At 64.4% G+C, this 15147-nt stretch carries 12 protein-coding genes; 4 read left to right on the top strand and 8 right to left on the bottom strand.

Features of this window, described 5'->3' with window-relative positions:
- Positions 1 to 205: 205 nt before the first annotated feature.
- The 7 genes from dinB to ACLFLU_RS12810 all read right to left on the bottom strand — a co-directional run bounded on the left by dinB (position 206) and on the right by ACLFLU_RS12810 (position 8722).
- On the bottom strand, positions 206 to 1306 hold the full coding sequence (dinB, locus tag ACLFLU_RS12780) for a DNA polymerase IV (protein ID WP_426412535.1): 1101 nt from the start codon (positions 1304 to 1306) through the stop codon (positions 206 to 208).
- Positions 1307 to 1378: 72 nt separating this feature from the next.
- Positions 1379 to 2434: a threonine aldolase family protein gene (locus tag ACLFLU_RS12785; RefSeq protein WP_426412536.1), complete on the bottom strand. Its 1056-nt coding sequence runs from the start codon at positions 2432 to 2434 to the stop codon at positions 1379 to 1381.
- Between the two features lie 17 nt (positions 2435 to 2451).
- Complete coding sequence (locus tag ACLFLU_RS12790) at positions 2452 to 4089, bottom strand: ABC transporter permease (RefSeq protein WP_426412537.1); 1638 nt, start codon at positions 4087 to 4089, stop codon at positions 2452 to 2454.
- On the bottom strand, positions 4086 to 5147 hold the full coding sequence (locus ACLFLU_RS12795; RefSeq protein ID WP_426412538.1) for an ABC transporter ATP-binding protein: 1062 nt from the start codon (positions 5145 to 5147) through the stop codon (positions 4086 to 4088). The genes ACLFLU_RS12790 and ACLFLU_RS12795 overlap by 4 nt, the downstream gene beginning before the upstream one ends.
- Positions 5148 to 5151: 4 nt before the next feature.
- Positions 5152 to 6159: an extracellular solute-binding protein gene (locus tag ACLFLU_RS12800; protein WP_426412539.1), complete on the bottom strand. Its 1008-nt coding sequence runs from the start codon at positions 6157 to 6159 to the stop codon at positions 5152 to 5154.
- Positions 6160 to 6188: 29 nt separating this feature from the next.
- Positions 6189 to 7367, bottom strand: coding sequence for a pyridoxal-phosphate-dependent aminotransferase family protein (locus ACLFLU_RS12805; protein WP_426412540.1), 1179 nt, complete (start codon positions 7365 to 7367; stop codon positions 6189 to 6191).
- A gap of 86 nt (positions 7368 to 7453) precedes the next feature.
- Positions 7454 to 8722, bottom strand: coding sequence for an ROK family protein (locus tag ACLFLU_RS12810; RefSeq protein ID WP_426412541.1), 1269 nt, complete (start codon positions 8720 to 8722; stop codon positions 7454 to 7456).
- A 256-nt stretch (positions 8723 to 8978) separates the two neighbouring features.
- Between ACLFLU_RS12810 and ACLFLU_RS12815 the strand changes: the two genes are divergently transcribed.
- From ACLFLU_RS12815 to ACLFLU_RS12825, 3 genes are all read left to right on the top strand, one after another.
- Positions 8979 to 9944, top strand: a complete 966-nt coding sequence (locus ACLFLU_RS12815; RefSeq protein WP_426412542.1) for a sugar-binding protein — start codon at positions 8979 to 8981, stop codon at positions 9942 to 9944.
- A 62-nt stretch (positions 9945 to 10006) separates the two neighbouring features.
- Positions 10007 to 11533: a sugar ABC transporter ATP-binding protein gene (locus ACLFLU_RS12820; RefSeq protein ID WP_426412543.1), complete on the top strand. Its 1527-nt coding sequence runs from the start codon at positions 10007 to 10009 to the stop codon at positions 11531 to 11533.
- Positions 11530 to 12591 carry an ABC transporter permease gene (locus ACLFLU_RS12825; protein ID WP_426412544.1) on the top strand — a complete coding sequence of 354 codons (1062 nt, stop codon included), beginning with the start codon at positions 11530 to 11532 and terminating at the stop codon, positions 12589 to 12591. The genes ACLFLU_RS12820 and ACLFLU_RS12825 overlap by 4 nt, the downstream gene beginning before the upstream one ends.
- A 75-nt stretch (positions 12592 to 12666) precedes the next feature.
- On the opposite strand, the gene ACLFLU_RS12830 is transcribed toward ACLFLU_RS12825, so the two are convergent.
- On the bottom strand, positions 12667 to 13554 hold the full coding sequence (locus ACLFLU_RS12830) for a VOC family protein (protein WP_426412545.1): 888 nt from the start codon (positions 13552 to 13554) through the stop codon (positions 12667 to 12669).
- A 187-nt stretch (positions 13555 to 13741) separates the two neighbouring features.
- On the opposite strand from ACLFLU_RS12830, the gene ACLFLU_RS12835 reads away from it, so the two are divergent.
- On the top strand, positions 13742 to 14926 hold the full coding sequence (locus ACLFLU_RS12835; protein WP_426412546.1) for a CaiB/BaiF CoA transferase family protein: 1185 nt from the start codon (positions 13742 to 13744) through the stop codon (positions 14924 to 14926).
- Positions 14927 to 15147: the final 221 nt, after the last annotated feature.

A 15147-nucleotide genomic window follows, 5' to 3' on the forward strand; every position in this document is an offset into this window, starting at 1 on the left:
GTTTCGTCGCCACGGCGCAGATCATTTGGCGCACTAGATGATGACGCACGTGGGTGCTACACATCCCCAGCGTTGCCCGGATTTTCTTCAGTCTTTTCAGCTGTGTAGCTGCAAGGGCCACGGGCCGAAATCTGGGTGGGGACCCTCCCGCCCCAGCCAGAAGCTCTTTGCCCCGACATTGCTGATGAAACCGGCCCGGTGCGGCTCAGATGCCGAAGGTCAGTTGCGGCTCCGCATCGTCTCCGAGCTGGAGGGACGACAGCGATACACCCAGCAGCCTGACGCGTTTGGGCAGCGGCATCTCGACTTCGAGCAGGCCGCAGGCGAGGCGTTCCAATTCGTCCCGGCCTGCGACCGGCGCGAGGAGCGACCTGCTGCGTGTGATGATCTCGAAGTCGGCAAACTTGATCTTCAAGGTGACGGTGCGGCCGCGGTTGCCGGTCGTCTCGCAATGGCGCCAGACCTTGTCGACGAGGGGACGAAGCTCGGCGACCAGCGCGTTGAATTCGAAAAGATCGGTCGAGAACGTGGTTTCCGCACCGATGGATTTGCGGATCCGGTTGGCCCGGACCGGCCGTTCGTCGACGCCGCGCGAGATCCAGTAGTAATAGGCGCCCGACTTGCCGAAGTTCGCGTTCATGAACTCGAGCGTCTGGTTGCGGATGTCCAGACCGGTAAACAGGCCGAGTGCGTTCATCTTCGCACCTGTCGCCGGGCCGATGCCGTGGAACTTGCCGACGGGCAGCGTCTCCACGAAGGCGGGTCCCATCTCCGGGGAGATCACGAACTGACCATTGGGCTTGCGGTGATCGGAGGCGAGCTTGGCGAGGAACTTGTTGTAGGAAATGCCCGCCGACGCGTTGAGGCCGGTCTCGGCCTTGATCTTCTCGCGGATCCGCAGCGCAATGTCGCGCGCGAGCGGGATGCCTTGCAGGTTCTCCGTCACGTCGAGATAGGCCTCATCGAGCGACAAGGGCTCGATGATCTCGGTGTGCTCGGCAAAAATCTCGCGGATCTGCCGGCTGATCGCCTTGTAGACCTCGAAGCGCGGCTTCACGAAGATCAGGTCGGGACATTGCCGCTTCGCGGTGACCGACGCCATCGCGGACCGAACGCCGAATTTGCGCGCTTCATAGCTCGCCGCGGCAACCACGCCGCGCTCGGCCGAGCCACCGACAGCGACGGGCTTGCCGCGCAGCTCCGGATTGTCGCGCTGTTCCACCGACGCGTAGAAGGCATCCATGTCGATATGGATGATCTTGCGAACGCGCGTTGCGTCGCCGTCCACGGTGCCGGATTCTCTCATGCGCGGATAATACAATCGGGCCGTGAGAATCGCGAGGTCTGGCGTTTGAACTGAGGCGGCGGCTCGACGCTCTCAGCCTCCCGTCGTCGCATCGCGGACGAGCGCGATGACCTCGTCGGCTTCCTGTTCGGTGCTGTCGAAGCGGGTCACGAAGCGGATGACGTCCTGGCCACGTCGCGCGAATGGCAAGCCGGTCGCTGCGAGCTGGTTGATGGCGGGCACAGGCAGGTTGATGAAAACCAGATTGGCTTCCACTGGCGCAACGAGCCGAACGCCCGGCAATGCGGCGAGACCCGCTCCAAGGCGCGCGGCCACTTCATTGGCCTTGGTCGCGAGCCGCAGATAAAGGCCGCCCTCGACGTAGGCGAGCAGCTGTGCAGACGCATAGCGCATCTTCGACCAGGCCTGGCCGGCGCGGCGAAGCCGATAGGACAGGGGTTCGACGAGGTCGCGGTCGAACACCACGATCGCATCCGCCGACATGGCCCCGTTCTTGGTCGCGCCAAAGGACAGGATGTCGACGCCCACGCGCCATGTCATCTCCGCCGGGCTGCAGCCGAGCCGCGCCAGGGCGTTGGCGAAGCGGGCGCCGTCCATGTGAACAGACAGATTCTTGTCACGGGCGATTGCGCTGATTTCCGCGATCTCGGCGAGAGAGTAGACGGTGCCGAATTCGCTGGACTGAGTGATCGACACCGCGTCGGGTTGCGAGCGATTGCGGACTCCCCAGGCCGTCCCGGCGAGCGCTCGGCGCAGGAGTCCCGGCTCGATCCGAAAGTTCGAACCCGGCAGAGTGAGGAGCTTCGCGCCGCCAGTGAAGGCTTCGGTCGCGCCGCCTTCCGCCGTGTGAACATGCGCCTCTTCGTGGCAGTAGATCGCGCCATATGGTCGCGCGCAGGCCGCGAGCGACAGGGCATTGGCTGCGGTGCCGGTCGCGACAGGGAAAACCGTAACCTCAGTCTCGAACAGTGCCGAGAATCGCTGGTTCAGCAATTTCGAATAATCGTCGTCGCCGTAGGAGGCGGCCGGTCCGCGATTGACCTCAGCGATCGCCTGGAGAATCTCAGGCGCGACCGGCGCGACATTGTCGCTGCGAAAGTTCGGGAGCGTCCGGGTTGTGTCGTTCATAACGTCCTGCCCTGCCGTCATATGACGGTCGCTTCCTGCTTGTTGACGCGCCGGTTGATGAGAAGCAACGGGATCGCGGTGACGAGAATGAGGACCGCGGCTGCGGCGGCCGCAAGGCCTGCGCCGGTGCCTTCGATCGCGTGGTACATGACGACGGTCGTGGTCGCCCAACGGCTCGAATAGAGCACAATCGTCGCGCTCAGCTCGGATGCGGCCGTGATCCAGACGAGGACCAGGCCGCCGACAAGACCGCTCGCCATCAGCGGCACCGTCAGGCTCGCGAATGTCGTGGCTGGCGACACCCCGAGATTGATCGAGGCTTCCTCGAGCGACGGATCGAGCTGATGCACGATCGCCGAGGACGACCGGATGGCGAAAGGCAGCTTGCGGACGACATAGGCGATCACCAGGATCAGCCAGCCGCCGGTCAGGACGAGAGGCCCGCTGTTGAAGGCAACGATCAGGCCGATCGCCAGGATCGTGCCCGAGACCGCAAATGGCACCATGCCGACGAAGTCGAGCAGTCCCGACAGGCGGGAGCGATGCCTGGCGACGACATAGCCGATCGGCGCACCGATCAGCATCGTCGCCACCGCAGCGACGCTCGCAAGCGTCAGCGTGTTGAGCAGCGGCCGATAGGAGCCGGAGAGCAGGCTGGCGTAATTGTCCAGGCCCAGCTCCCAGGTCAGGACCGGGCCGCGGAAGCGCAGGACCGAGACCATCAACACGGCCGCGAAGGGCAGCAGCGAGACGACCACGATGCCCCAGCTCATGATCGCTGCAAGCAGCCGCAATCCCGGCGTCAGCGACAGCTTTGCCGGCGCGCTGCGCGCGCTGGTCGAGAAACGGCGCTTGCCGAGATAGTGCCGTTGAACGAGAAGCGCGAGTGCGGTGCAGGCGATCAGGAGCACACTGAGCGCACCCGCGGCGGCCGGGTTTGCGTCGGACTCACCGGCGAACAGCTTGAAGATGTCGACGGCCAGGAACGGCCGGTCTTCGGCCAGCACCGCGGGCACGCCGAAATTCTCCAGCGCCTCGATGAAGACAAGGAGACCGCCGGCCAGGATTGCGGGCATCACGATCGGCAGCAGGACAGTGCGGACGACGTAAGACTGCGAGCCACCGAGGTTGCGGGCGGCCTCTTCCATCGAGGCGTCGACGGCCTGAAAGCCCGCCAGCACGGGCATCACCACGTAGGGATAGAGCGTCAACGTGAACACGATCACGATGCCGGGCATGCCGTAGATCGAGCCGATCGGGATGCCGATCCCGCGCAGGGCCGTGGTGACGACGCCGGCATGGCCGAACAGCAGCACCAGAGCGTAGGCGCTCACGAACGAGGGGAGCACCAGCGGCAGCGACGCCAGCGTCAGCAGCAGCGCGCGGCCCGGCAACTCAACCCTTGCGAGGCAGAAGGCGAGCGGGATGCCGATGGCGCAGGCAAGGCCCGTTGCAAGCGCCGCCGCGAGCAGACTGTTGCCGATGGAGCCGAGGTAATAGCGGCTCTTCACGATCGCCGCGTAGTTTCCGAAGGTGAAGGCGCCGGTGCCGTCGATCCGGATGCTCGCATCGAGCACGAGCGCCAGCGGGTAAAGCAGGAAAACCGCGAGCAGCACCAGGGCCACCAGGGCCACGATGGTGGCGAAGCGCCTCATGGCGCAGGGAACGCAATGATCTGGGCGGGGTCATAGGCAAGGACAAGCGGCGCGCCGGGCAGGGCATCGAACGCCGTGCCACCGAGGGCCGAGACCCGAAGCCGGGTGCCATCCGGCAGCGTCGCGTGGAGACGCTGCACCGGGCCCAGAAACTCGCGCAACGCCAGCCGGGCCTGAACGCGAGGGCCGTCGGTGCCGTCGGCCAGCCGCAAGGCCTCTGGCCTCAGTGACAGCAGGACCGGTGCACCTGGCGCTGCGATCTCGCCCCGAACCGTGAACTCCGTTCCGGCTGCGGCGACCTGGGTGTTGCGGCCGTCGAAGGCTTTTGCGACGCCGGGCACCATATTGGTCGAGCCGAGGAATTCGGCCACGAAGGCGGTCTGCGGCATCCGGTAGATGCGCTCGGGCGTGTCGACCTGCTCGACCTTGCCGTGCCGCAAGACGGCGATGCGGTCGGAAATGGCGAGCGCCTCCTCCTGATCATGCGTCACATAGATCGCGGTGAGGCCGAGCGCCTGCTGCAATTGACGGATCTCGATGCGCATCTCGGTCCGCAGCTGCGCGTCGAGATTGGACAGGGGCTCGTCGAACAGAAGGACCGCGGGCTCGATGACGAGCGCGCGGGCGATGGCCACGCGTTGCAGCTGACCGCCCGAGAGCTGGTGCGGCGAGCGCGGACCGTAGCCGGCGAGGCGCACCCGCTCGAGCGCCTTGTCGACACGCGACGTGATGTCGGCCGCCGGGACTTTTCTCGCCTTCAGTCCGTAGGCGACGTTTTCGGCCACGGTATGGTTCGGAAAGATCGCGTAGTTCTGAAACACCATGCCGGTGTCGCGGCGATGCGCGGGCAGATTGTCGATGCGCCGGTCGCCGAAGGAAATCGATCCGGATTCGACGTCGACGAAGCCGGCGATCATGCGCAGCAGCGTCGTCTTGCCGCAGCCTGAAGGCCCGAGCAGCGTGAACAGTTCGCCATGCGCGATGGCGAGCGAGATGTTGTCCACCGCGCGCACCGCGCCGAAGCTGCGCGTCAGCTGTTCGATCCGGATCGCGGTCATGAAATCAGCGCGTATCCTGGATCGTCGTCTTCAGCCGCGCGAGGGTATCGCGCCGCGCCGCTTCCCATTTGGCATCGTCGTAGGGCAACACCTTGATCGCCGAAAAGGGCAGCATGCCGGGTGCGACGGCGCCGAGATCGATATCCTGACGCGCAGGCCGCCGGAACGTTGCCTTCAGCAACATCTCCTGCACATCCTTGCTGGCGAGATAATCGATGAGCTGCTTGGCTGCCTCGCCGTTTGGTCCGCCTTTCAGGACGCCGGCGCCTTCGACGACCGCATGCGTGCCCTCGGCCGGATAGACGACGTTCACCGGCGCACCGTTGTGCGCCCACAGGAAGCCGGCATATTCCAGCGTAATGCCGAGCGGATATTCGCCGCTGCCGACCCCTTCAAACACCTGCGTCGAGCGATTGAGCACTTTTGCGTTCGCAAGCAGCTGGCCCATCTTGGTCCAGGCTGCGTCTCCGTCTCCCCATTGCGACAGAAGCAGTGTGGCGGCCGCATATGAGAAACCGGAATTGCTGGGATCGGTGAAGGCGAGCTTGCCCTTCAATTTCGGATCGAGGAGGTCGGCCCACGCTTTTGGTCCGCTGTCCTTGTCGATCGCCTTGGTGTTCTCTCCGATCACGACGACCTGGATGTTGGTACCGAGCCAGAGATCCCCGGGATCGCGAAACTGCGCCGGCACAGCTTCGCGGTCCTTGGCCGGGTAGGCCTGAAGATAAGGGCTCGCTAGCCGCAGGATCGTCGCGCTGACGCCCCAGATCACGTCGCCTTGCGGATTGGCGGCCTCGGATGTGATGCGGCGCACAAGCACGCCCGATCCGGTCGACACCACGTCGACCTTGATTCCGGTCGCCTTGGCGAAGCCGTCGGCGACGAGCTTGTTCACGGTGTCGTCGTTGGCCGAATAGAGCACGACATGCTGCTCGGCCCAGGCCGATCCGGCCGCAAGGAGCGAGACTGCCAGCGCGACGCCGCGAGCGAGGATCGAGGCCGGAGTTCTCATCGTGTTCGCCTTTTCGGTTCTGTTGTTGCTTATGTGGTCTTGGCGAGATGTTCGGTCGCCGCCTTGAGCCCGGCACCAGCTTCGACCGGGAGGCCGAGCTTGGTCAAGACGTCTTCGAGATGAAGCAGGTCGGTCAGGATGGTTGCGGCGCTGAATGCACCCATTGTGCCGAACCGGATGACGCGGCCGGAGAGACGATTGCGCGCTCCCGCGATCACCGTGCGATGATCCGCGTAAAGCCGCCGCACGATCGTTCCGCCCTCGAGCCCGTCAGGCACCTTAAAGACGACGACGGTGCTCGAGCGCGGTCCGCGCGCGCAAAAATCCGCGAGCCCGAGCGCCGCGCCGCCGGCGCGCAGCGCGCCGGAAAGCTGCTCATGGCGGGCGAGCACGTTCGGGAGGCCTTCCTCGTGCATCATGGTCAGGGATTCACGCAGGCCATAGAGAAGGCTGACCGGCGCCGTGAACGGTGTTTCGTTCTGCTCGATGGATTTCAGCGCCCGGCGGAAATCCCAGAAGAAGACCGATCGCCGCTCGTCCTGCTCGATCACGCGCCACGCCTTGGGGCTGACGCTGGCAAGGGCGAGGCCCGGCGGGCACATCAGCGCCTTCTGTGAGGCCGAGACGACGATATCGACGCCCCATTCGTCCTGCCGCATCGCGATGCCGCCGAGGCCGCTGACGGAGTCCGCGATGAGCAACGTGGGCCGGTCGCGCACCAGCGCGCCGAGCGCCGCCAGGTCGGCCACCATGCCGGTCGAGCTCTCGTTGTGGACGACGACAATGGCGCGATAGCTGCGCTCGCGTAGGCGAGCCTCCACCGCGGCAACATCGATGGCCTGGCCCCACTCGGTCGCAACGGTGTCGACCGAGATGTTCATGGCCTTGGCGATTGAGGTGAAGCGCTCGCCGAACTGGCCATGCTCGACCACGAGAATCTGGCTATCCGGCCCGACCACGTTGACGAGTGCAGCCTCCATGACGCCTGTTCCGGAACTCGCAAAGAACATGACGCGATTTGTCGTGCCGAGGACCGGACGGATCATCTCCTCGGTCTCGCCGATCGCGGTTTTGCACTCGGGACCGCGATGGTTGACGATCACCCGTGCCGTGGCCTGTCGCACCCGTTCGGGCACTTCAGTGGGGCCGGGAAGCCGAAGACGATATCCCGTCGCGGGAATGGCGGATGGCGTGTCTGTCGTCGTCATAGCCTGAAGTCACCGTTCTGACGCATGTCGGGAGCAAGGCCGCCTGCACGCAGGATCGTCTTCATGACCGGGGCGGGGTTCGTTGCTTATTCTGTTGCGTCCATGTGGTTTCGGTCAACGTCCCGCAGCGTCCGTCGCATCATGCCATCGACGATGGCCGCCGACTCGCTTGGACGCAGATGGATCGTCGTGGACTTGAGCAGCCATGGCAAGACCGCTTGCTCGAGCCGCTCCTCATAGGCGGGGCGCATCATGTCGAAGGCCTGCAGGCCGGGCCCTGCCAGGACGACATGGTGTGGGCGCAGCACGGATATCGTTGCCGCGACCGCCTCGGCAAGCGCGCGGCCGGCCTGCTGGAAGACGTGCTCGAGACGGGGATCCCCGCTCCGTGCCCGCTCGTGCAGCAGGGCCATCTGCGCCTCGGAAGGCTGCTGCGACGCCGCTGGCGGCAAGTCGAGAAAGGTGCGGGCGTCGCGGTAGAGCGCATAGTCGGCGAGATGGGCCTCGATGCAGCCGCGCTGGCCGCAGCGGCATTGCGGCCCGTTCGATCCCAGCTTGGTATGGCCGATCTCGCTGCCGGCGCCGGCGCCCAAACGCGCTTCACCGTCGACCACGATGCCCATGCCGACGCCGTGACCGATCAGGATCAAGGCCATGAGGCCCTGCGCCAAGGACGGCTCCGCGGCGGCGAGGGCGAGCGCTACCGCGACGGCATCATTCGCCATCACGACTTCGGTGCCGAATGCCTGGCGCACCGGCTTCGCCAGATCGATGTCGGTGACGGACAGCACCGGGCTCCACAGATGACGGCCGGTGTCCGCGTCCACGATACCCTGGAGGGCAATCCCTATTCCCAACAGCCGATGGCGCGGTGTGGCCGTCGCCTCCAACATCGCATTGATTTGCGTGATCACGAGGTCGCACAGCGCGCCGGCATCGAGAGCCCGGGTCGCGATTTGGAGGCGTGATTGCGCCAGGCTGAAGCCGCTGAAATCCGCGATCAGCGTCTCGATCAGATTCATGCGCAGCGAGACCGCGATGATGCGGCCGAATTCCGGGTTCAGGGTCAGCAGCACGGCTGGCCGGCCACGGCGGCGGCCATTCAGCCCATCCGGATCCTCGTCGTCCGCGTCGTCGGACCATGGGGGGGCCGCGGTCTCGGTCTCGCACAGCAGCTCTTCCGCGATCAGCCTGGAGGTCAGGCCGGACACGGCGGGGAAGCTCAGTCCCGTGCTCCGGGCCAGCTCCACGCGCGGCAACGGTCCGTGGCGCCGCAGGACCTCCACCAGGCGGCCCCGGTTCGAGCCACGGGTCATGCCTGAAATTCGTCGCGGCAACTCGGTCTGGTCAGTCATGCTGTCCTATTTAATTCAGGGCATGAATTTAATAAGCGCCTATTGCTGCGGTGTGATTAGAGAAGCACACAGCGGAGTGCGTGGTGGCGAGCCATATTTACTAATATCATGCCTCATGTACTATTTCCGCTTGAAGAAGCGGCCAGTGCATCTTGATTTTGATGTTCTGCTCTGCAACATTTCTTCGCTGTGTGAATAAAATAGAGCGCAAAAGCGCTGTAAAGCCCCGCATCCGGGGTGACCAAAGGGAGGTAACATGAACGGATCAATGAAGAAATTTCTAGTGCCGTTGCTCGCGACCGCTGCTGCGTTCGCGCTTGCTTCGGGTGCGGCGCAGGCCCAGCAGAAGAAGACCATCGCGCTGGTGACCAATGCCGCGGCCGATTTCTGGGTCATCGCCGGCCGCGGGCTCGAGAAGGCTCAGAAGGAGCACCCGGAATACGATATCCAGTTGATCGTCACCAACGATGCCACCGCGGCGGGCCAGCGGCGCGAGCTGGACGACCTGCTGGTGCGCGGCGTCGCCGGCATCTCCATCTCGGTCGACGATGCGCCGCACGCAACCGAAGAGCTCAACAAGGTCGCGTCCCAGACCGTCTTGATCACGACGGACAGCGACGCGCCTCAGAGCAAGCGTCTCGCCTATATCGGCACCGACAACGTCGCGGCCGGGCGGCAAGCAGGCGAGGAGTTCAAGAAGGCGTTGCCGAGCGGCGGCAAGATCGCGCTGTTCGTCGGCACGATGGACGCGGACAACGCCCGCGAGCGGGTGCAGGGTATCAAGGAAGCGATCGCCGGCACCAAGATCGAACTGGTCGACGTGTTCACCGACCAGGTGGACTCCGCCAAGGCCAAGGCGAACATGGAGAACGTGCTCGTCAAATATCCCGACATTGCGCTGCTGTCCGGCCTCTGGAGCTACGAGACACCGCTGATCTATGATGCGGTCAAGGCGGCGGGCAAGGCCGGCAAGGTGAAGATCGTCGGCTTCGACGAGGATCAGCGCACGCTGCGGGGAATTGCCGACGGCACGATCGAGTCGACGGTGGTGCAGCAGCCGTTCGAATTCGGCTATCTCTCCGCCACCAACATCATCAAGACGCTGAACGGCGACAAGTCCTGGATTCCGGCCGACAGCAAGCTGATTGTGCCGACCCAGGTGATCAGCAAGACCAACGTCGCGGAGTTCACTGCTAAAATGAAGGATCTGCTGAAGAAGTGACTTTGAGTGCCTTTCGACGCCCGGCGGCCATTGGCCGTCGGGCGTCGAGCAGGAGGAAGTGAATGGCGGAAATCCTGTTCGAACTCGTCGGGATCAGCAAGTCCTATCCCGGGGTCATGGCCCTCAACGATGTCAGCCTGCGCGTGCACCGCGGCGAGGTGTTGGGCCTGATCGGCGAGAACGGTGCCGGCAAGTCGACGTTGATGCGCGTGCTGGGCGGCGTGACTGAGCCAAGCGCGGGCGTCATCCGCATCGGCGGCACGGACCATGCCCAATTGACGGTGACCGAGGCGACGCAGACCGGCATCGCCTTCGTGCATCAGGAATTGAACCTGTTCGAGAATCTCGACGTCGCCGCGAACGTCTTCATCGGACGCGAGAAGCTCGTCGGCGGCCCGCTGAAGCTGGTCGACAGCGCGCAGATGCGCGCCCGCGTGACGCCGCTGCTGGAGCGGCTGGGCGCCGATTTCGGCCCTGACACGCTGGTCGAAAATCTGTCGATTGCCGAACGTCAGATGGTGGAGATCGCCAAGGCGCTCTCGATCGACGCCCGCGTGATCATCATGGACGAGCCGACCTCGAGTCTCACGATTTCGGAGACCGAGCGGCTGCTGGAGGTGATTGCCGATCTGAAGGCGCACGGCATCGCGGTGATCTATATCTCCCACCGGCTCGGCGAGATCATGACCTGCGCCGATCGCGTCGTGGTGCTGCGCGACGGGCGCACGGTGGGAGAGCTGGCGCGAGACCAGCTCAGCCATGCCGCCATGATCCGGCTGATGATCGGCCGCGACCTGAAAGCGCTGTATACGCCGCCGAAACGGCCGCCGCAGCCGGGCGGCTGCGACATCGTCGGCCTCGTGACGTCAGCCTTCCCCGACCGGCAGATCGATCTTTCCGTGCGGCATGGCGAGATCCTCGGACTGGCAGGACTGGTGGGCGCTGGTCGCACGTCGCTGGCCCGCGCGGCCTTCGGCATCGATCCGGTGCTGGGTGGCGAGATCAGGATCGACAACGCGCCGGTCGATGTCGCATCGCCCCGGGACGCGATCAGGCAAGGCATCTATCTGGTGCCGGAGGACCGCAAGAAAACCGGGCTCGTGCTGGAGCTGCCGATCCGCGAGAACGTGACGCTGGCGAGCCTGCTGAATTACGCGCGGATGTGGCTGGTCAATGGTTCGTCCGAGCGCAATGTCGCGAAGGAGCAGGTCAGGCGGCTCTCCATCAAGGTGCCGAGCGTCGATATGGAGGCCGTGACCCTCTCCGGCGGCAACCAGCAGAAGGTCGTGCTGGGCAAGTGGCTCTCCATGCAGCCGCGCGTGATGTTCTTCGACGAGCCGACCCGCGGCATCGATGTCGGTGCCAAGAGCGAGATCTATGCGCTGATGCGCGAACTCGCCGACCAGGGCGTCGCGATCGTGATGATCTCCTCGGACATGGAAGAGGTCATCGGCGTCTCCGACCGGGTCGCGGTGATGCATGAAGGCAGAGTCAGCGGTATGCTGGAGCGCCCGCAATTCAGCGAATACAACGTGCTGCGGCTTGCAATAGGCCAGGCGCTGGAACCCGTGGAAGCCGCTGCGCAATGAACAAGAAAGAACTCGGCCTCGGCCTGCTGCTCGTGGTGATTTCCGTCATCACGGGCATGATCAATCCGGCCTTCCTGTCGGTGGTGAACCTGCTGAACCTGGCCAATCTGATCGGCCTGTTCGGCGTGTTTGCGCTTGGTGAAGGGCTCGTGATCATCACCGGGGGCATCGACCTTTCGCTCGGCTCGATGTTCGCGCTGCTCGGTGTCGTCTTCGTCGATCTTCTGACGACGTACCAGGTTCCCTGGCCCCTGGCGCTGCTGGCTGTGTTGCTGGGCGGACTGGTGCTCGGGGCCATCCAGGGGCTCCTGATCACGCGGCTGAAAATGCAGCCCTTCATCGTGACGCTGTGCGGGTTGCTGATCTATCGCGGCGCCGCCCGCTACTACACGACCGACTCGACACGCGGCTTCGGATATGGCGACGAGGCCGGGACCCTGAGCAACATTGCCTCCGGTCATGTGGCGGGCATCCCGAACACCTTCATCCTCCTGATCATCCTTGCGCTCGTCCTCGGCGTAGTGCTGCACCGCTCGGTCTATGGACGCTGGCTTTATGCCGTCGGCAAGAACGAGGAGGCGGCGCGCTTCTCCGGCATCAACACGAATATGGTGATCGCAACCGCCTATATCATCAGTGGTGGGCTCGCCGGAGTTGCGACGGTCCTGTTCGTGTTCTACACGAACTCGGTGTCTCCGAGCTCCTTCGGCAATTTCTATGAGCTCTACGCGATCGCGGCTGCCGTGCTGGGCGGGTGCAGCCTGCGCGGCGGCGAGGGTTCAATTCTCGGTATCGTGCTGGGGACTGCGCTGCTGCAGGTGCTGCAGAACCTCGTCAATATCCTGGGCATCCCCAATTCCCTGAACTTCGCGGTGATGGGAACGGTGATTCTGATCGGCGTGTTGGCGGATCAGCAATTGCAGGCCCGACGCCGGCGCAAGCTGGCGCTGGCCGGCATCGCCCGAACGGCGCCGAAACCGACGCTTGTGCCGGGACAGCAGGACACATCATCGCGCAGCGTGGACGCGCTGCCGGTGAGAACGGGCGACCAGGCCTGACGGACCCGGCCTCGCGTTGACACAAGCCGCTTCGTCGGCGGTCGAGACGGTGTGTGCTGGCGAAGGCTGGTCGCCTTATCCCTCGTATTGATCCGGGCCCATCGCCCACGATGCCTGATCGTGGCTGTAGGCGTAGTTGCGATTGTTCACCGCAGGATTGCGATTGACCATCGGCCGCATGAACATCGGATGCGTTGCGCTGCGCACCTCGTGCTCGACGGTGAAGAGAGGCTTGCCGCTGTCGAGATCGACGATGTCGCAGAACCGGTACTGATACTGGTTGTCCTCGCGCGAGATCAGGTCGCGCGCCAGCAGCTTGCGGTAGGGGCCGGAGAAATCGGTGATATACATCTGCACATGATGGCCGTCATAGCCGGGCTGCGGCCGATCGGTTTCGCGGAACAGCAGATGCTGGTCGCGGCCGGTCTTCACCGCCGCAACCTTGCCGTCGCCGTTGCGCAAAGCCGCCGGCATGCCCATGATCTCGGGATAGAACGCACAGATCGCCTGCGCCGATCCAGCCGGAACATCAAACTCGACATAGGGGATGCCGAGCGTGATGCGCCCGAAGCGCGCCGCGTCGGGTTCGTAGACGCGAATGCGGTTGCCCCACGGGCAGCTCGCTTCGACATGATCATTATGCTCGGCATACGCGAAGGCGGTGCCTTCGAGCTTGCTTCTGACCGAGGCCAGTCGCGCCAGCAGCGCCTCGCGGCCCTCGATAATCAGCCCGGTATGGCCGCGCAGGACCTGCGCCTTGCCGCTGGGCAGATGAAACTGGCTTCGTCCGGCATTGATCCACATGTTGGTGTCGGACACCATCAGATAGGGATCGCGGGTCAGCCCGAGGCCGGTGACGTAGAATAGCGCGGCGAGGCGCTGGTCCGGAACCTGGATGTTGACGTGCTCGAAATGGATGGCGTTGCCGAGATCTTCTGCGGATCGATCGAATTGTTGCGGCATGGCTGTGCGCTTTTCGCTGGAGGGACTGCTGGCTCCATACTAGAGCAGAATTTCCGCCAGCCGAAACGGTTGGATGATCACATCTTGAGGGCAGCATCTTGAGGACAAGGCATCGTGTGCGCTGCACCTTGCCGTGGCACCCATTCCCTGTAATCTGACGGGACATCGCGAGAGAAAGAAGAGGTCGATGGGAGTTCTGGAAGGCGTGCGCGTCCTCGATTTCGGGCGCTATATCGCGGGGCCGTATTGCGCGACATTGCTGGCCGAGTTCGGTGCCGAGGTCATTCGTGTCGAAAAGCGCGACGGCAGCGAGGATCGCTTCGTGGCGCCGGTCGGCGAAGGTGGCGAGGGCGCGCTGTTCCTCCAGGTCAACCGCAACAAGAAATGCATCACGCTCGATCCGATGACGCCGGAGGGGCAGGAGGTGATGTGCCGGCTGATCAAGACGGCGGATGTCGTCGTCGCCAATCTACCGCCGCAGACCCTGCGTGCGATGAAGCTCGATTACGAGCAGCTCAAGGCGATCAAGCCCGACATTATTCTAACGACCGCCACTGCGTTCGGCGGACCGGGGCCGTGGTCCGACCGCGTCGGCTTCGATGGCGTCGGCCAAGTCATGTCGGGCTCGGTCTACATGACCGGCGCCGGCAATCCGCCTTACCGCGCGGCGGTGAACTGGGTCGATTTCGGCACCGCGCTGCATTGCGCGTTCGGGACGCTTGCCGCCCTGATCGAGCGCGGCAAATCCGGGCGCGGGCAGATCGTCGAGGGCGCATTGCTCGCGACCGCGCTGTCCTTCACCAATGCGACGCTGATCGAGCAGGCAGTTATCAACGTCAACCGCGTCCCAACAGGTAATCTCGGCCAGACCGCGGCGCCGGCCGATATCTACCGCACCAAAGATGGCTGGGTGCTGTGCCAGGTCACGGGCCATCCGCTGTTCAAGCGCTGGGCCAGACTGATGGGCGAGGAGGAGCAGTGGCTGAACGATCCGCGCTTTGCCGACGACATCAGCCGCGGCAACAACGGGCCCGTCATCAGCGAGCGGATGGCGCGCTGGTGCGCCGAGCGCACCACGCAGGAGGCGGTCGACACCCTCGGCAAGGCGATGATTCCGACCGGGCCTGTGCTGAGTCCGCAGCAGGCGCTTGATCATCCGCACATCCGCGCCGCCGGCTTTTTGCAGGACGTCGACTATCCCGGCTTGCCGAAGCAGGCACCGGTTGCGCGTGCCGCTATCCGGCTGTCGGAAACGCCAGGTGAAATCTCAGCACGTCCGCCGACGCTCGGCGAGCATACTGATTCTGTGCTGGCGGAACTCGGCTACGACAAGGCTGCGATTGCAGCGCTGCGGCAGAGCGGCATCATTTAGCCGCTGCGTGATCACAACAGTGGAAATGGGCCGGCGCGTCTGCTAGACGACTGGCGGCTTGTCCTCGCGCTTTTTGCGTTTGCCGGCGACGTTCACGTCGCACGAGGTTTGGGGAGGCGTGCGTTCGTGCGCCCCTTCCCATATGCATGCATGACCATCCGCGACCGAATCGACCTGACCTCGGCTGCGCGTGCCATTGACGATTGCCTACGACGAGAAAC

This window comes from Bradyrhizobium ganzhouense, from assembly GCF_049949285.1.
GTDB lineage: Bacteria > Pseudomonadota > Alphaproteobacteria > Rhizobiales > Xanthobacteraceae > Bradyrhizobium > Bradyrhizobium ganzhouense.